Raw genomic sequence first — 18055 nt, forward strand, 5'->3', positions numbered from 1 at the left:
AACTCATGACCGATGCGCCGCCCGAAGGCGTCGTCCCGTAGTCCTTTAGCCGAAACCATGAACGATCGCGAAGTCGCCGAATATCTGCTCGCCAACCCCGAATTCTTCGCCGAACACGCGGAAATGCTCGCGACCATCCGGCTTGCGAACCCGCACGGCAAAGCCGCGGTGTCGCTGCAGGAGCGGCAGATGGAAATGCTGCGCGACAAGAACAAGCATCTCGAACGGCGTCTGGCCGAACTGCTGCGCTACGGTCACGAAAACGACAGCATCGCCTCGAAATTCAATCGCTGGACCATCCGCGTGATGGCCGAGCGCGATCCGTACGCCTTGCCGCGCACGATCTCCAACGGCTTGCGCGATATTTTCGACGTGCCGCAAGCCGCACTGCGCGTGTGGGATGTCTCCGAGCCGTATGCGCAGGCTGAGTTCGCGCGCCATGTCGGCGAGGAAGTGCGAATCTTCGCGAATAGCCTCACCACGCCGTACTGTGGCGCGAACACCGGCTTCGAAGCGGCGCAGTGGCTGGTGCCGGCGGTGTCGGCGGTGAGCGACGACGGGTCCGCAGGCGGTACAGGCGAGTCCGCGCACGCCACTGAGTCGATTGCGCTGCTTGCACTGCGCGACCCCGAAGGCAAGGAAGAAGCGTCCACCTTCGGCCTGCTGGTTATGGGTTCGGCCGACGCCCGCCGCTTCCACGACGGCATGGCGACCGATTTCCTGACGCAGATCGGCGCGTTGGCAAGCGCGGCGCTGAGCCGTCTGCTGCCGCGCTAAAGCCGCTGGTCCGCCGATCCCGCCAAAGGCCATCGTGACCGAAGCCGACCCGATCGCCGCCTATCTGTCGAATCTCGAACATGAGCGGCGACTGTCGGCGCATACGCTGCGCGGCTACACGCACGAACTCGAAGAGCTCAAGCTGCTGGCCAAAGGCCGGCCGCTCGAAAGCCTCACCGCTGTCGATATTCGCGGCGCGGTTTCACGGGCGCATGCCGGCGGCCTGACGGCGCGCTCGATCAGCCATCGGCTGTCGTGCTGGCGAGCGTTTTACCGCTGGTTCGCGGGTCGCGTCGATCTGCCGGCTAACCCGGTCGCCACCGTGCGGGCGCCGAAGCAGGCCAAAGCACTGCCGAAAGCGCTTTCCGTCGACGACGCCACACGCCTGATGGAAAGCCCGCCCGCTGCGACGCCCGAAGGTTTGCGCGACCACGCGATGCTCGAACTGTTCTACTCGTCAGGCCTGCGTTTGTCCGAACTGGTCGGCCTCGACGCCCGCTTTGCTGACGCCGACGGCTACCGCTCCGCGGGCTGGCTCAAGCTCGACTCCGCCGAAGTCGAAGTGCTGGGCAAAGGCAACCGGCGCCGCATCGTGCCGGTCGGCCGCAAAGCGATCGACGCCTTGAACGCGTGGCTCGCGGTGCGCGATCAGATGGTGAAACACGATCCGCATCCGCTGTTTCTCTCGGCGCGCGGTAATCGGCTGTCGCCGAATGTCGTGCGTGATCGCGTGAAGCGCGCGGCGCTGGTCGCCGGCATTCCCGCCAATGTGCACCCGCACGTGCTGCGGCATTCGTTCGCCACGCACGTGCTGCAATCGAGCGGCGATCTGCGGGCCGTGCAGGAACTGCTCGGGCACGCCAGCATCACCGCCACGCAGGTCTACACCGCGCTCGATTTCCAGCATCTCGCGCACGTCTACGATCAGGCGCATCCGCGCGCCAAAAAACGCGACTGATTCCGCTCTTTGCTTTTTGCGGCTTGCGGTCTCCGCCTTCGCTTCACCTGCCGTGTGCCTCTTTGTCCACGCGGCTTACTGCTCCTGCTGACACCCTGATGAATACCGTTACGCTCAAACCGTCGAAAGAAAAATCGCTGCTGCGCCGCCATCCGTGGGTCTACGCCAACGTGATCGATCGCGTCGACGGCAATCCCGCGCCCGGCGCGACCGTGCTGGTGCGCGCGCACGACGGCCGCTTCCTCGCCCGCGCGGCCTACAGCCCGCATTCGCAGATTCGCGCACGCGTGTGGAGCTTCGACGAAATGGAGCCGATCGATCACGCGTTCTTCAAGCGCCGCGTGCAGCGCGCGCTCGCGCATCGTCAAACGATGGTGCACAACACCGGCGCGGTGCGGCTGATTTTCGGCGAAGCGGACGGCCTGCCTGGCCTGATCGTCGATCACTACGTCGCTGAGGACGCAGGCCAGCGCAGCCAGCTGGTGTGCCAGTTCATGGCGGCGGGCGTCGAAGCATGGAAGGAAGCGATCGTCGCGGCGCTGACCGACGCGACCGGCTGCCCGAACGTCTACGAGCGCTCGGACGTGTCGATTCGCCAGAAAGAAGGGCTCGAGCAGATCACCGGCGTACTGGCCGGAGAAGCCCCGTCGGAAGCGCTGATCGCGAGCGAAAACGGCGTGCGTTATCACGTCGACGTGCGCAACGGCCACAAAACCGGCTTCTACGTCGACCAGCGCGACAACCGCCTGCTGGTGCAGGAGCTGGCGAAGGATCGCGACGTGCTGAACTGCTTCTGCTACACCGGCGGCTTTTCGCTGGCGGCCTTGAAAGGCGGGGCAAAGCGCGTGGTGTCGATCGATTCGTCCGGCGACGCGCTCGCGATCGCACAGCAGAACGTGGCCGCCAACGGTTTCGACGCCGAACGCGCCACCTGGCTCGACGCCGACGCGTTCAAAACCCTGCGCCGCCTGTACGACGAAGGCGAACGCTTCGACCTGGTCGTGCTCGATCCGCCGAAATTCGCGCCGTCGCGTGAACACGTGGACCGCGCCTCGCGCGCCTATAAGGACATCAACCTGACCGGCCTGAAGCTGCTGCGCCCGGGCGGCCTGCTGTTCACCTACTCTTGCTCCGGCGCGATCGACTCCGAATTGTTCCAGAAGATCGTGTCAGGCGCGGCGGCCGATGCGCGTGTCGATGCGCGGATTCTCAAGCGCCTCGGCGCCGGGGTCGACCATCCGCTGCTCACCGCCTTCCCCGAAGGCGAATACCTGAAAGGCCTGCTGTTGCAAATTGCCTGATCGCCCATAGCTTCAGGGTTATTTCCCACGTGCCGCGAAGGGGTTCGCCCCCGCTGCCAGCGCCGGCTTGACAGATATGTTTCAATATCCGGCTAGATCGGGTCGCGCGCCGTCAGGCTGCCGCGCCCGGCAAACCGGATTCGCAGACGCATTCGCCGCAGCTTGCGCGGCTGTTGCACATTCGCGCTGTAAATTCGATTACGCACAGACTCACGTACAAGGCGACCAATATGATCCCAGTCACCATCCTGACCGGCTTTCTCGGCAGCGGCAAAACCACCCTGCTCAAGCGCATCCTGAACGAAAAGCACGGCATGAAGATCGCCGTGATCGAAAACGAGTTCGGCGAAGAGAACATCGATAACGAAATTCTCGTGCAAGACACGAGCGAGCAGATCATCCAGATGAGCAACGGCTGCATCTGCTGCACGATCCGTGGCGACCTGTCGCGCGTACTCGGCGATCTGGCGGCGAAGAAGCAGTCCGGCGAACTGGATTTCGACCGTGTCGTGATCGAAACCACCGGTCTCGCCAATCCGGGCCCGGTCGCGCAGACGTTCTTCATGGACGACCAGATCGCCAACGAATTCCTGCTCGACGCGATCATCACGCTGGTCGACGCGAAGCACGCGAACCATCAACTGGACGAGCACGAAGTGGTGCAACGCCAGGTCGGCTTCGCCGATCGCCTGTTCATCACCAAGTCGGATCTGGTCGACGAAAAGCACCTGGACGATCTGCGCCATCGCCTGCTGCACATGAACCCGCGTGCGGCGATCAAGGTCGTCAACTTCGGCGAAGCGGACATCAAGGAAATCTTCGATCTGCGCGGCTTCAACCTCAATTCGAAGCTCGAAATCGACCCGGACTTCCTCGCTGAAGACGAACATGCTCACAGCCACGCTCACGCGCATGACGAGCACGGCCACACCCATGCCGATCACGACGATCACGATCACGAAAACTGCGATCATGATCACGGCAAGTGCGACCACGAAGGCAACGATCACGCGCATCACCATCACGCGCACCATGACGACAAGATCAAATCGTTCGTCTACCGCAGCGACCGTCCGTTCGATCCGAACAAACTCGAGGACTTCCTCGGCGGCATCCTGCAGATCTACGGCGAGCGCCTGCTGCGCTACAAGGGTGTGCTGTATATGAAGGGCGTCGACCGCAAGGTGGTGTTCCAGGGTGTGCACCAGATGATGGGCAGCGATCTGGCCGCGAAATGGCAGCCGATCGAGAAGAAGACCAACAAGATGGTGTTCATCGGCATCGAACTGCCGCAAGACCTGATCACCGATGGCCTGGACGCCTGTCTGGCGTAAGCGTCACGTGTGCCGCGCCTTACTGGGTCAGGCAAATGGCACGGCACGCGGCATGCTGGAGCGCGCTAATCATGAGCGTGTGTCCGGCGGGCATCGCGGTAATCGTCTGCAGAATACCGAGAGGAGCGCCCCGAAAGCCTGCTGAAATGTCGGCTGTGTGAAAAGCACGTGAAAACCCTGCTGTATTAAAGCGTGCACGACCATCGCTTTTTGACCGTGCGCGCGTTATATTTTCGGGATATCAGTGCGCCGCCGGGGTATTTTCACCAGTTGCGGTGCTGGATTGTGATTCAGTTACAATACGTGCCCACTGGAGAATGACAACGAATTGCCCGGTCAGCGCGTATTCCGCGCCGGGCCTGAAACGGCGCCGGAAAATCTTATCCGGAACTCACGCCGACAATGCCGGCTGGCACAGCAGACAATGCTCGCTGCCGGCAAGCAATGCCTCAGGAGCATTTGAGAAACGGTTTCCAGAGGAGTTCGGCCCCGCATTGGCGTAGCGACGCCCGGCGCGTGGGCGCAAGGCGCTTCGGCGTCACCGACAGCCCATCGTCCGTGCCCGCCCAGCGCTCAGCGTCCTCGTGGCGCCTTTGCGGGCAATACGAAAGTGCGGGCACTATGTAAGAGTTTTGCCTCACATTGAAGAAGCAAGCCAGATGACGACGAAACGACTCTTGACTGAAGCCGAAATCCTGAAGATGAGCGACAAGGATTACATGAATGAGGATCAGCTCGCTTTCTTCAAGAACAAGCTCGAACAGCTGCAGGCGGACATTCTCCGCAATGCCGGCCAGACGACCGAGAACCTGCGCGAAACAGTAATCGTGCCGGACCCGGCCGACCGTGCAACGATCGAAGAAGAGCATGCGCTGGAACTGCGCACGCGCGACCGCGAGCGCAAGCTGCTGAAGAAGGTGCAGCAATCGATCGCGCGCATCGATTCGGGTGACTACGGCTGGTGCGAAGAAACCGGTGAGCCGATTGGTGTTCCGCGTCTGCTCGCACGGCCCACGGCAACCCTGTCGCTCGAAGCGCAGGAACGCCGCGAACTGCGCCAGAAGCTGTTCGGCGACTGAACGCCAACGGCGCGGCTTCGGCTCCGCGCCCTTTTAAGCTGCTTCGTCGAGAGGCGCACGGTGATCTGTGCGCCTTTTTTCTTTTGTGTGCGCCTCCGCACAATCCCCCGCTCTGAACCCCGTGTTTTTGTCTTATGCCGTTTGCCGGCTCTTGATATGACCGCGCACGCCCTAAAATAAGTCGAACATGCGTTGCACGAGCGCGCGCCGGCCGGTTGATCGTTTCAGCGTTGCGCGCCGTCCGCTTCCAGGATTCATGCGGTGGTGCATTACCTTGTGCTGCCGTGTCCTACCCGTTTTGCAAAGAGGAACGCATATGGAGCAATTTCACGGCACAACGATCGTTTCCGTGCGCCGCGGCGACAAGGTCGCGCTTGGCGGCGACGGCCAGGTGACACTGGGCAACATCGTCATGAAAGGCGGTGCGAAGAAAGTCCGGCGCATCTATAACGGCAAGGTGATGGTCGGCTTCGCCGGCGGCACGGCCGACGCCTTCTCGCTGCTCGACCGCTTCGAAGCGAAGCTGGAAAAACATCAGGGCAATCTGACCCGCGCCGCCGTCGAACTCGCCAAAGACTGGCGCACCGACCGCATGCTGCGCCGCCTTGAAGCGATGCTGATCGCGGCGGACGCCACCACCACCCTCGTCATTACCGGTAACGGCGACGTGCTCGATCCGGAAGGCGGCATCTGCGCGATCGGTTCGGGCGGCGCTTACGCGCAAGCCGCGGCCAAGGCGCTCGTTGACAACACCGAGCTGTCGCCGCGCGAGATCGTGGAGAAGTCGCTGGAGATTGCCGGCGACATGTGCATCTATACGAACCATAACCGCGTCATCGAGACGATCGAGTAAGGACCCACGATGAGCACTATGACCCCTGCCGAGATCGTCTCAGAACTCGACAAACACATCATCGGCCAAGGCCGCGCGAAGAAAGCGGTTGCCGTGGCGCTGCGCAACCGCTGGCGCCGTCAGCAGGTTGAAGACCCGCTGCGTCAGGAAATCACGCCGAAGAACATTTTGATGATCGGACCGACTGGCGTCGGTAAAACCGAAATCGCGCGACGTCTGGCGAAACTGGCCGACGCACCGTTCATCAAGATCGAAGCCACCAAATTCACCGAAGTCGGTTACGTAGGCCGCGACGTCGACAGCATCGTGCGCGATCTGATGGAGATCTCAATCAAGCAGACGCGCGAAACGGAAATGCGCAAAGTGCGGACCAAGGCTGAAGATCAGGCCGAAGACCGCATTCTGGACATTCTGTTGCCGAGCGCCCGCCCGGTCGGTTTCGGTGCGAGTTCGAGCGCGGCGGATACCGCCGACGAAGGCAGCACCACGCGCCAGACCTTCCGCAAGCGCCTGCGCGAAGGTCTGCTCGACGATAAGGAAATCGAACTCGACGTCGAACAACCGCAAGTCGGCATGGACATCATGGGGCCGCCGGGCATGGAAGACATGACCGAGCAGATCCGTTCGATGTTCGCGAACATCGGCGGCGGCAAGAAAACGCGCCGCAAGCTGAAGGTGAAGGAAGCGCTGAAGGTCCTCACCGACGAAGAAGCCGGCAAGATGCTCAACGACGAAGAGGTGAAAGCCAAAGCGGTGCAGAACGTCGAGCAGAACGGTATCGTGTTCCTCGACGAAATCGACAAGATCGCATCGCGCAATGAAGCAGGCGGTGGCGAAGTGTCGCGTCAGGGCGTGCAGCGCGATCTGCTGCCGCTCGTCGAAGGCACCACGATCAACACCAAGTACGGCATGGTGAAGACCGACCACATTCTGTTCATCGCGAGTGGCGCGTTTCATCTGGCCAAGCCGAGCGATCTGATTCCGGAACTGCAAGGCCGCTTCCCGATTCGGGTCGAACTGGATTCGCTGTCGGTGGGCGATTTCGAATCGATTCTGGTGTCGACCGACGCGAGCCTCGTGAAGCAATACCAGGCATTGCTGGCCACCGAAGACGTGCACCTCGAATTCGCCGACGACGGCATTCGCCGCATGGCCGAAATCGCGTACTCGGTCAACGAGAAGACCGAAAACATCGGCGCACGCCGTCTGTATACGGTGATCGAAAAACTGCTTGAAGATGTCTCGTTCGCAGCCGGCAATCATTCGGGCAAGACGGTGCAGATCGACGCAGCGTATGTCGATCGCGCGCTGAACGAAGTGGCGGAAGATGAGGATCTGTCGCGCTACGTGCTGTGATGCTGATGTAGACGTCGATGCCGATGCTGGCGTCGATGTCGATACTAACGCCGCGTTAAAGCCGCTCGCCTCGCACGCAGCCGATCATGTGTGAGGCGTAAAAAAACGGGCTGTCTTGTGAAAGACAGCCCGTTTTGTTTTCCGGCCCGCAAAGGCGAGCACGCCTCCGCACTTACTGCTTGACCGGCCGCTTCGCCAATTTCCGCTGCAGCGTTCGACGATGCATGTTCAACGCGCGCGCAGTAGCCGAAATATTGCCGCCGTGCTCCGCGAGCACACGTTGAATGTGCTCCCACTCCAGGCGCGCAACCGACAACGGCGTGGGATGTTCAATCGCCTCTTCGGCTTGCAGCGCGCTCGCTTCGCTTTGCAGCGCCGACAAGATCGTCTCCACATTGGCGGGCTTCGCCAGGTAGTTGTCGGCGCCGTCTTTCACAGCCTGCACCGCCGTGGCGATGCTGGCATAACCGGTCAACACCAGCATGCGCGCGTCAGGCTGCAAATCACGCAAGGGAGCGACGAGCGTGAGACCGGAATCATTACCCAGATGCAGGTCTACCGTGATCTGGCTGAACTTCTGCTGGTTCGCCAACTTGATCGCCTCATCCGCGTTGTGCGCTTCGGCCACCGTATAACCGCGCCGCGTCAAACCGCGCGCGAGGATGCCGGAGAACACCTCATCGTCGTCGATCACCAGAAAATTCATATCGCTCATGCCTGTTTCTCCGTGTTGGATGGCGTAGTGCCTTGACGGCCCGCACCTGATAATTTGCGCGCCGCAAGCGGCAGTCTCAACACTGCGCGCGTGCCACGCGGCTTGATCTCACTGACATCGGCCAGCTCGATCGATCCCTTCAGACGTGCCGCCGCTGAAAACGCCAGATACAGGCCCACGCCGTGTCCGCCCTGCGTGCTGTCGACCGGCATCGTGCCGAGCGACCCGCGCAACGCGGCCGGAATACCAGGGCCTGCGTCGCATACTTCGAACGCGATCTGGTCGCCGCGCGCCGCGAGCGTGCACGACAGCGTGACGTGATCGCGGCTCGCACGCGCGGCGTTGTCGAGCAGAATCGTAAGAATCTGACTGACGGCAACCGTATCGTCAAGACTGACACCCTCAGGCGGCACGCCGATCCGTTCGAACATCACATGCGGATGACGCAAGCGCCATTGTTCGCCAAACGACTCGAGCCATTCGCTGACCGTTTGCCGGTTGGTCGCGGTCGATGCACGGCTGCGCAGCCGTGCAAGCGCCGAAGTACACAGCGTCATTTGCTGCTCGAGCAGATCCAGGTCGGCGCTGTATGGCGCGAGCCCCTTGTCGGTTCGCGCGGCGTCGCGCAATTCTTCGGACAACATCGCAATTGTAGACAGCGGCGTGCCGATTTCGTGCGCGACAGTGGCGGCCTGCACACCGAGCGCGACGGCCCGTTCATCGTGAAGCAAACGCTGCTGCGCATCTCCGAGCGCTGCGTCACGTAGTCGCAGAGCGCGCGACATGCGTGCGACGAACCACGCAATCAGGCCAACGCTGACCATGAAGTTCACCCACATGCCGGCGCGAAAGTAGTCGAACAGGTTCGCCGGGTTGTCGAGATTGAGCGGTACGGAATCGAAGCCAAGCACGGCGTAGCAGGCCACGGCGAACGCGGCGAGCCACGCCATCAGATGCCATGGCAACACGGCGGCAGCAATGGCGAGCGATGGCAGGTACAGCGAAACGAATGGATTGGTAGTGCCACCGGAAAGAAACAGCAGCGCCGACAACGCGCCGAGATCGACCCAGATCTGGCCGAACAGTTCGAGATTGGACTCGGGCCGCTGCTGCGAGACACGCCACCATGTGAGGCCATTGAAGATCACTTCGAGAGCGATCACGAGCAACATCGCGGGCAACGGCAAGTGCACGCCGAAGAAGGTCTGCACAAACGCAATCGTCACCAGTTGGCCAATGATGGCGAGGCTGCGCAGCCAGAACAGATGACCGAGGTTGACGCGGCCGGTGTTAGTTATACGATGCATGACTTTAGTTTAACTGTTCGGACTAGTCTGACTTACCTCACGGCCTTGCGTCGGTAACATGGAATTTTGCGACAGCGTTGTGCGAGCCGGTTGCTCATCATCCGTTCTCGCGCCACCCAAACTCATCCATGCTGCCAATCTCTGATTGCGAGATCCCTGCCTCATCAGCTTTCCTGACTTTCCTGCGACATGCCGCCGCAGCCCGGCAAACCGGCACCGCAGAAGCAGAGGCCAGATGGCTCGATGCCGCTGCACAACGCCACCCGCTCGACGACGAGTCCATCGATTCGCTCGTCATCACTTTGCTCGCAGAACATCGTCATGACGACGCGATCGAACTCGCTGCCATTATTGCCCAACTCGATCCGCACCGCGCGCTTGCACACTTCCGTTTCGGCTATGCACTGCAGATGGCAAACCGGCACAGCGAGGCACTCGCGCCATATCGTCGCGCACTCGCCATGGATCCGAAACTCCCGCAACTGCGCAACAATCTCGCTGGCGCCCTCGCGCTCACTGGCGGTGACCTGAACGAGCAAATCACCCTGCTGGAAAGTGCCGTTCATCAGGATCCCAGCCACGCCGACGCCTGGACCAATCTCACTCAGGCAAGCCGCGCCAATTTGAATCTGCCACGCGCGCTCGAAGCCGGCGCAAGAGCCGTTCAATGCGCGCCGAATAGCCCGCTGGCGCATAACAACTATGCGCTGGCGCTACGTGAAGCGCAACGCTGGGACGAAGCGGAGCACGCCGCAAGAACCGCCTGCGCATTAGCACCCAACGACGCGAGCATGCGCTCCAATCTCGGCATGCTGCAACTCATGCGCGGCGACTACGCGCAAGGCTGGGACGCCCACGAAGCGCGCTGGGACGGCTCGTTTGAATTGGGCGGCAACCGCCCCGCGATGCCGGCTCCGACCTGGCACGGTGAACCGCTGGCCGGCAAAACACTGCTGGTCTGGGGCGAACAGGGCATGGGCGATGTCTTGCAGTTCAGCCGCTATATCCCGCTGCTGGCCGAGCGTGTTCATCGCGAGGGCGGCCGTCTCGTCTGGAATTCATTTCCGCAGATGGGTGCATTGCTCGCGCGCAGCCTTGGCGGTCACGTGGACGATTTCTCAGTTGGCGGTGGCGTCAAATCTTTGCCGCCGTTCGACTACGAAATCCCGTTGCTCAGCCTGCCTTTGATATTCGACACGCGCGAAGAGACGATCCCCGCTGCGATTCCATATTTGTGCGCGGACGCTGCAGCGCGTGCGTCGTGGCAACAGAGGCTTGCCGGAGAACCAAGGCTCAAAGTCGGGCTGGCATGGACCGGCAGCCTTGGCCATCAGCGCAACCCATTCCGACGCGTAGGTTGGGAGCGCTATGCAAAACATTTCGGCGGCATGCAAAACGTGGCGTTCTATTCGCTGCAACCGGGTGCCGGGGCGGACGTCGCGGCGGCCCAGGCAGCGGGCCTGCCAATGTCGGACCACACCGCCGAATTCGCCACCTTCGACGACACTGCCGCATTTGTCAGCGCGCTCGATCTCGTCATTACGGTCTGCACGTCCGTGGCGCACCTGAGCGGCGCGCTCGGCCAGCGCACATGGGTGCTGCTCGACGTCAATCCGCATTGGGTTTGGCTGCTCGACCGGCCCGACAGTCCGTGGTATCCGAGCGCGACGCTCTACCGGCAGCCGCAGTTCGGCCAATGGGATCCGGCGCTGGAGGCTGTCACACATGATCTGAACGCACTTGCGGCCCAGCACCACGTGGCATAGGCCATATCAAGCGACAACACGGCCATCAGGGCCGCGCCGCGTTCAAAGTGACCCGGCTCCCGGCCCCGGTTGCACCGCTCGCGCAATCTCCGCCGCAAGACATTCAGGACACAAACAGCGGCCGGATGGATCGAGCCGGTCAGCCGGCAGGGCCGGCATCTCACGGCACCAGCAGTCGAATGGCACCCCATGCATGGCGCAATCAAATGCATGGCCGCAGCGCGGGCAAAGCGCGCTGGCAGAGCGGGAAGCTGACGGTTTCATGGGGGCCGGATGATCTCGCTTCAGCCTGGATCAGGAAATGATGCCACGACTGGCGCGCCGCCGTGAGTCGGCCGTTCGGCCAATTCACAGGCAGCTCTGAACGGCGCTAAGCTTCACTGTCGCTCGCCGCTTCGGGCCGCTCATTGCGCAGTGCGCAAAGCCGGCGCCGCCCGTCACCGGCGCCGCTATCGAAAACCCTGTTGCAGCGCGCCAGTCCTGTACAATTCGCCGTGTTTTAACTGTTCCGTGCCTGAGCCTGCCGCCATGTCCGAGATCCCTGACCTTTCGCAGATCGCGCCCACCCTGAAGGCTGAAATCCTGGCCGAGGCGCTGCCTTACATTCGCCAGTATCACGGTAAGACCGTGGTCATCAAATACGGCGGCAACGCCATGACCGAGGAACGACTCAAGCAAGGCTTCGCGCGCGACGTCATTCTGCTGAAACTGGTCGGTATCAATCCGGTCATCGTGCACGGCGGCGGTCCGCAAATCGACCAGGCGCTGAAAAAAATCGGCAAGCAGGGCACGTTCATTCAGGGCATGCGCGTCACCGACGAAGAGACGATGGAAGTCGTCGAATGGGTGCTCGGCGGCGAAGTGCAGCAGGACATCGTCACGCTGATCAACCATTTCGGCGGCCACGCGGTCGGCCTGACGGGTAAAGACGGCGGCCTGATCCACGCGCGCAAGATGCAGATGCCGGATCGCGACAATCCGGGCCAGTACGTGGATATCGGCCAGGTCGGCGAAGTCGAGGCAATCAATCCCGCGGTCGTGAAAGCGCTGCAGGACGACGCCTTCATTCCGGTGATCTCGCCGATCGGCTTCGGTGAAGACGGCCTGTCGTACAACATCAATGCGGATCTGGTCGCGGGCAAACTGGCGGTTGTGCTGAACGCCGAAAAGCTGGTCATCATGACCAACATCCCGGGCGTGATGGATAAGGAAGGCAATCTGCTGACCGATCTGTCGGCGCGCGAAATCGACGGCCTGTTCGCAGACGGCACGATCTCCGGCGGCATGCTGCCGAAAATCTCGTCGGCGCTGGATGCTGCGAAGAGCGGCGTACGTTCGGTACACATCATCGACGGCCGCATCGAGCACTCGGTGCTGCTGGAAATTCTCACCGAACAGCCGTTCGGCACGATGATCCGCTCGCATTGATTCCTGCCTCAAACCCGGCCCACACGGTACGCCAATCAGGCGTGCCATGTGGGCCGTGCAGTTGCACTGCCGCTGCTTCAAGCGATACACAACGCGCCGCCCTCTGGCGCAAAAACGCTCTCCCTTCTTTTATCGCCTTCCGCATCGCGAAGCGTCGTCCGCGTTTGCTGCGTGAAGCGACTGTCCGCGCCTGAACGGCGTCCTCCATCATGCGCACCCCCACTTCCCGACGCCGTCGTCCGCACATCGCAGGCGGCAGTCCGGTCTGGCTGTTCGATCTCGACAACACGCTGCATCACGCCTCGCACGCGATCTTTCCGGCGATCAATCAGGGCATGACGCAGTACATCATCGACTCGCTGGGAGTCGACATCGACGAAGCCAACCGTCTGCGCACCGGTTACACGCAACGCTATGGCGCGGCGCTGCTCGGTCTGGCACGCCATCATCCCCTTGACCCGAACGACTTCCTGAAAGTCGTCCACACGTTTCCCGATCTCGGCTCGATGATCCGTCACGAACGCGGCGTCGCGCGCCTCGTCGCATCGCTGCCCGGCCGCAAGATCGTGCTGACCAATGCCCCCGAGGCCTATGCGCGCGCGGTGCTCTCGGAACTGCGCATCGAGCGTCTGTTCGAACAGGTGATTGCGATCGAACATATGCGCGATCGCCGCCACTGGCGCGCCAAACCCGACCATTCGATGCTGCGAAAGGCGATGCGCGACGCGCACGTCTCGCTCAAAGACGTGATCCTCGTGGAAGACACGCGCTCGCATCTGAAGAACTACCGGCGGCTCGGCATCCGCACCGTGTGGATCACCGGCCATCTGCCGCGCAAGCCGCACGCGGACGGCGTGCCGACGCGTCTGCCGGGCACCGGTCGGCCGCACTATGTCGATCGATGCATTCGTTCGTTAAAATCGCTACGACTGGGCAGCCGCTCGGTTCGTTTGAAGAGATAGCAGACGGGGCGACAGCCATGCAGCCGATCGACAAGCCGGACGAAGCCGTAGCCGAACACGAACCCGCCCCGTCGGGCGCCCCGCGTGCGCCGCGCCTGAAGCCGGGCGAGCGCCGCGTGCATATCCTGCAGACGCTTGCCGCGATGCTGGAGGCGCCGAAGAGCGAAAAGATCACCACGGCGGCGCTCGCCGCCCGGCTCGGCGTCTCGGAAGCGGCGCTATACCGCCATTTCGCCAGCAAGGCGCAAATGTTCGAAGGACTCATCGAGTTCATCGAGCAGACCATCTTCGGCCTGATCAACCAGATCGCCGACAAGGAAAGCAACGGCGTGCTGCAAGCCCGCGCGATCGCCCTGATGCTGCTCAACTTCCCCGCGAAGAATCCCGGCATGACGCGCGTGCTGACCTGCGAGGCGCTGGTCGGCGAGCACGAACGGCTGACCGAGCGGGTCAATCAGATGCTGGAACGAGTCGAGGCGTCGTTGAAGCAGTGTTTGCGGCTGGCCCAGATGGAGGCAAACGCAAGCACGGCGGAAAACGCCGGCTTGAGCGCCAATGCACACGCTGCCCCGCTGCCCGCCGGCTACGATCCCGCGATCCGCGCGAGCCTGCTGCTGAGCTACATCATCGGCCGCTGGCATCGGTATGTACGCAGCGGCTTTGCGCGGCCGCCCGCCGAACACGCCGACGCGCAACTGCTGCTGATTCTTCAGTAGTCAGCGCGGCAGGCGCAGCGGCAAGGCGCCGCCCGCGACGCTGCCGCGTGAAATTTTCCGCTATACTTTGCGCCTGACTGCGGCTCGCCGAACTACCTGAGACCGCTGTCCGAAGCACCCTGAACACCTATTACGCGCCGATTTGCTGACTCGATTGCGGGCGCGCGAGCCAGCGGGAACATACGATCCCGCGGTTCACTATAAATGCGGCTAAAGAGGTCGTCAGCCGCGCACACAGTTTCTCCTCCGTGCTTCGCCGACGCCAATCTAGCCGCCCTGTATTTGTTAAATGGCGGAATGAATGGAATCGATCGGTATCGTCGCTCCCCAAAAAATGCATTTCACCGAGCCGCTGCTGCTGCAGAACGGCAGCTCGCTGGCCGGTTACGACCTGATGGTCGAGACCTACGGCACGCTCAACGCCGCGCGTAGCAATGCCGTGCTGGTATGCCACGCGCTCAACGCGTCGCACCACGTGGCGGGCGTGTACGCCGACAATCTGAAGGACATCGGCTGGTGGGACAACATGGTTGGCCCGGGCAAGCCGCTCGACACCAACAGGTTCTTCGTGATCGGCGTGAACAACCTGGGTTCGTGCTTCGGCTCGACCGGGCCGATGAGCCTCGATCCGGCGACCGGCAATCCGTACGGCGCGACCTTTCCAGTCGTCACGGTTGAAGACTGGGTGAACGCCCAGGCGCGCGTCGCCGATGAGTTCGGCATCACGCGTTTCGCGGCGGTCATGGGCGGCAGCCTCGGCGGCATGCAGGCGCTCGCGTGGAGCATGATGTATCCGGAGCGCGTGGGCCATTGCATCGTGGTCGCATCCACACCGAAGCTCTCCGCGCAGAACATCGCATTCAACGAGGTAGCACGCTCGGCGATCCTGTCGGACCCCGACTTCCACGGCGGCAACTACTACGCGCACAACGTGAAGCCGAAGCGGGGCTTGCGCGTCGCGCGCATGATCGGCCACATCACGTATCTGTCGGACGACGACATGGCCGAGAAATTCGGCCGCTCGTTGCGCCGCGCGGAAGGCGCGGTGGACGCGTACAACTTCAACTTCGACGTGGAATTCGAAGTGGAGTCGTACCTGCGCTACCAAGGCGACAAGTTCGCCGACTACTTCGACGCGAACACGTACCTGCTGATCACCCGCGCGCTCGACTATTTCGATCCCGCCAAGGCCTTCGACGGCGATCTGACCGCCGCCGTCGCGCACACCACGGCGAAGTACCTGATCGCCAGTTTCTCGACCGACTGGCGTTTCGCGCCGGCCCGCTCGCGCGAACTGGTGAAGGCGCTGCTCGACCACAAGCGCACGGTGACGTACGCGGAAATCGACGCGCCGCACGGCCACGACGCCTTCCTGCTCGACGACGCGCGCTATCACAACCTGATGCGCGCCTATTACGAACGTATTGCGAACGAGGTGAACGCATGAACCAGCGAGCACTCGATTATCTGGCGCTGCGCCCGGACTTCCGCGCGATCGCCCGTTGGGTTGAACCGCGCGCCACCGTGCTCGATCTGGGTTGCGGCGACGGCTCACTGCTGTCGCTCCTGACCGAAGAACTGGACGTGCAGGGCTACGGCATCGAAATCAACGACGCCGGCGTGCTGGCGTCGACGCAGAACGGCGTCAACGTGATCCAGCAGAATCTGGAAGACGGCCTGCGCCTGTTCGAGGACGGCAGCTTCGATTTTGCGGTTCTGTCGCAGACGCTGCAAACCATTCATCAGACGGCCGCGATCCTGCGCGAGACGGTGCGGGTGGGCAAGGAATGCATCGTCTCGTTCCCGAATTTCGGCTACTGGGCGCATCGGCTGTCCGTGCTGCAGGGCCGCATGCCGGTGTCGAAGTCGCTGCCTTTCCAGTGGCACAACACGCCGAACGTGCGGGTGCTGACGATCAAGGATTTCGAGGCGCTGGCGCCGGAAGTCGGCATCGAGATCCTCGACCGCGTGGTGCTGCACGAAGGCCAGGTGGTGCGATGGGGCGTGAACTGGCGTGGTAGTCTTGCGGTCTATCGCGTCAAGAAAAGCTAACGCCACTTATCCACATGTCGAACCCGCCGCACGAGGCGCCTGCACTTACCGCTCACGAAGAACATCCCGGCTGGCGCGCGTTCCTGAATACGCGCATGCTGATCTGCGTCTTTCTCGGCTTTACGTCGGGACTGCCGCTGTTCACGCTCGTCTATCTGGTGCAGGCGTGGCTACGCTCCGAAGGCGTCAATCTGAAGGAAATCGGCCTTTTTGCGCTGATCCAGTTCCCGTACACCTGGAAATTCATCTGGGCGCCCCTGATGGACCGCTACGTGCCGCGTTTTCCGGGCTGGCGTCCGGGCAGACGGCGCGGCTGGATGCTGGTCACGCAGATTCTGGTGGCAGGTGCGATTGCCACGCTCGGTTTCGTGTCGCCGAAGGATTCGATCTGGACGGTAGCGGCTTTGACGGCGCTGGTCGCGTTGTTCGGCGCGAGCCAGGACATTGTGATCGACGCCTACCGGCGTGAGTTGCTGAGCGACACGCAGCAGGGTCTCGGCAATGCGGTGCATGTGAACGCGTACAAGATTGCCGCACTGGTGCCGGGTTCGCTGGCGCTGATTCTGTCTGACCATCTGCCGTGGACCACCGTTTTCATCGTCACCGCCGCCTTCATGCTGCCCGGCATGATCATGACGCTGGTGGTGCGCGAGCCTGAGATACACGGCGCGCCGCCGAAAAACCTGCGTGATGCGATCGTGCTGCCGTTCCGCGAATTTATCCAGCGCGACGGTTGGCGCGGCGCGCTCTTTGTACTGGCGTTCATCTTTCTGTACAAACTCGGCGACACGATGGCCACCACGCTATCGACGTCATTCTTTCTCGACATCGGTTTCTCGCGCACGCAAATCGGCGTGATCGCCAAGACTACCGCGTTCGGCGCGAGTCTCGCGGGTGGGATCGTCGGCGGGATCTGGCTGATGCGTATTGGCATCGGCCGTGGACTGTGGATTTTTGGCGTCCTGCAGATGGTGTCGACGCTCGGCTTCGCGTGGCTCGCGCATATTGGCCCAACCTCGCCTGGATTGGCTGTCGTCTATGACATCGCGGTTGGGCTGAGCCAGGGTACGACGAAACTGCTTTCGGTGTTCGGCATCGACTGGACCGTCCAACTCGATCCGCGCTCGGTGGCGCTCGCGCTCGTCTACGGCCTTGAAACCTTTGCGACCGGCCTGACGATGTCTGCCTTCGTCGCCTATATCGCCAGCACCACTGATCCGCGCTACACGGCCACGCAGTTCGCACTTTTCACGAGTTTGGCTTCCGTGCCGCGCACGTTGGCATCGGCGGCAAGCGGCTATGTGGTCGCAAAGATCGGCTGGTTCGACTATTTCATTGTGTGTACCGCGCTGGGGCTGCCCGGCATGCTGCTTCTGCTGCGCATCGCGCCCTGGAGAACCCGGTCGTGACGGTGCGTCAGTCAAAGCGCGGGGCGCGCCCGGTTTCGGACA

The 18055-nt window shown here is 62.3% G+C and carries 17 protein-coding genes; 14 read left to right on the plus strand and 3 right to left on the minus strand.

Annotation, left to right across the window (positions count from 1 at the left end; translation table 11 throughout):
* The first annotated feature begins 57 nt into the window (after positions 1-57).
* From P3T25_RS35460 to hslU, 7 genes are all read left to right on the plus strand, one after another.
* Entirely contained in the window at positions 58-777 is a 720-nt protein-coding gene (locus P3T25_RS35460; RefSeq protein ID WP_171925205.1) for a DUF484 family protein, read from the plus strand.
* Positions 778-811: 34 nt separating this feature from the next.
* A complete protein-coding gene (gene xerC, locus P3T25_RS35465) occupies positions 812-1735 on the plus strand; it encodes a tyrosine recombinase XerC (RefSeq protein WP_171925206.1) in 924 nt (307 codons plus the stop codon).
* Positions 1736-1833: 98 nt separating this feature from the next.
* Entirely contained in the window at positions 1834-3036 is a 1203-nt protein-coding gene (locus P3T25_RS35470; protein ID WP_154559687.1) for a class I SAM-dependent rRNA methyltransferase, read from the plus strand.
* 230 nt (positions 3037-3266) lie between these two features.
* The gene (locus P3T25_RS35475) at positions 3267-4370 is read left to right on the plus strand and encodes a CobW family GTP-binding protein (protein WP_429361745.1); all 1104 of its coding nucleotides are present in this window, start codon (positions 3267-3269) and stop codon (positions 4368-4370) included.
* Positions 4371-5029: 659 nt separating this feature from the next.
* On the plus strand, positions 5030-5449 hold the full coding sequence (gene dksA, locus P3T25_RS35480; RefSeq protein WP_054037155.1) for an RNA polymerase-binding protein DksA: 420 nt from the start codon (positions 5030-5032) through the stop codon (positions 5447-5449).
* Positions 5450-5765: 316 nt separating this feature from the next.
* A complete protein-coding gene (hslV, locus tag P3T25_RS35485; RefSeq protein WP_028197737.1) occupies positions 5766-6302 on the plus strand; it encodes an ATP-dependent protease subunit HslV in 537 nt (178 codons plus the stop codon).
* A gap of 9 nt (positions 6303-6311) precedes the next feature.
* Complete coding sequence (gene hslU, locus P3T25_RS35490; protein WP_154559686.1) at positions 6312-7658, plus strand: ATP-dependent protease ATPase subunit HslU; 1347 nt, start codon at positions 6312-6314, stop codon at positions 7656-7658.
* 172 nt (positions 7659-7830) lie between these two features.
* Here the strand turns inward: hslU and P3T25_RS35495 are convergent, their stop codons facing one another.
* Positions 7831-8373 carry a response regulator transcription factor gene (locus P3T25_RS35495; RefSeq protein WP_028197735.1) on the minus strand — a complete coding sequence of 181 codons (543 nt, stop codon included), beginning with the start codon at positions 8371-8373 and terminating at the stop codon, positions 7831-7833.
* Positions 8370-9680, minus strand: coding sequence for an ATP-binding protein (locus P3T25_RS35500; RefSeq protein ID WP_266240705.1), 1311 nt, complete (start codon positions 9678-9680; stop codon positions 8370-8372). Before P3T25_RS35500 ends, P3T25_RS35495 begins: the two co-directional genes overlap by 4 nt.
* Before the next feature lie 128 nt (positions 9681-9808).
* On the opposite strand from P3T25_RS35500, the gene P3T25_RS35505 reads away from it, so the two are divergent.
* A complete protein-coding gene (locus P3T25_RS35505; RefSeq protein WP_429361749.1) occupies positions 9809-11446 on the plus strand; it encodes a tetratricopeptide repeat protein in 1638 nt (545 codons plus the stop codon).
* Positions 11447-11488: 42 nt separating this feature from the next.
* Here P3T25_RS35505 and P3T25_RS35510 read toward each other — a convergent pair whose 3' ends face one another.
* Positions 11489-11710, minus strand: a complete 222-nt coding sequence (locus P3T25_RS35510; protein WP_093634644.1) for a cysteine-rich CWC family protein — start codon at positions 11708-11710, stop codon at positions 11489-11491.
* 264 nt (positions 11711-11974) lie between these two features.
* Here P3T25_RS35510 and argB point away from each other — a divergent pair, with 264 nt between their 5' ends.
* The 6 genes from argB (at position 11975) to P3T25_RS35540 (ending at position 18013) form a co-directional block, all read left to right on the plus strand.
* On the plus strand, positions 11975-12874 hold the full coding sequence (gene argB, locus P3T25_RS35515; protein WP_063494482.1) for an acetylglutamate kinase: 900 nt from the start codon (positions 11975-11977) through the stop codon (positions 12872-12874).
* 209 nt (positions 12875-13083) lie between these two features.
* Entirely contained in the window at positions 13084-13836 is a 753-nt protein-coding gene (locus P3T25_RS35520; RefSeq protein ID WP_171925211.1) for a pyrimidine 5'-nucleotidase, read from the plus strand.
* Between the two features lie 17 nt (positions 13837-13853).
* Positions 13854-14552 carry a nucleoid occlusion factor SlmA gene (slmA, locus tag P3T25_RS35525; RefSeq protein WP_171925212.1) on the plus strand — a complete coding sequence of 233 codons (699 nt, stop codon included), beginning with the start codon at positions 13854-13856 and terminating at the stop codon, positions 14550-14552.
* A 301-nt stretch (positions 14553-14853) separates the two neighbouring features.
* Complete coding sequence (metX, locus tag P3T25_RS35530; protein ID WP_171925213.1) at positions 14854-15999, plus strand: homoserine O-succinyltransferase MetX; 1146 nt, start codon at positions 14854-14856, stop codon at positions 15997-15999.
* The gene (gene metW, locus P3T25_RS35535) at positions 15996-16604 is read left to right on the plus strand and encodes a methionine biosynthesis protein MetW (protein WP_054037137.1); all 609 of its coding nucleotides are present in this window, start codon (positions 15996-15998) and stop codon (positions 16602-16604) included. The genes metX and metW overlap by 4 nt, the downstream gene beginning before the upstream one ends.
* Positions 16605-16618: 14 nt before the next feature.
* Positions 16619-18013 (plus strand): AmpG family muropeptide MFS transporter, encoded by a 1395-nt coding sequence (locus tag P3T25_RS35540; RefSeq protein WP_171925214.1) that lies wholly within the window; start codon positions 16619-16621, stop codon positions 18011-18013.
* Positions 18014-18055: the final 42 nt, after the last annotated feature.

This window comes from Paraburkholderia sp. GAS32, assembly GCF_050434225.1.
Taxonomy (GTDB): domain Bacteria; phylum Pseudomonadota; class Gammaproteobacteria; order Burkholderiales; family Burkholderiaceae; genus Paraburkholderia; species Paraburkholderia madseniana.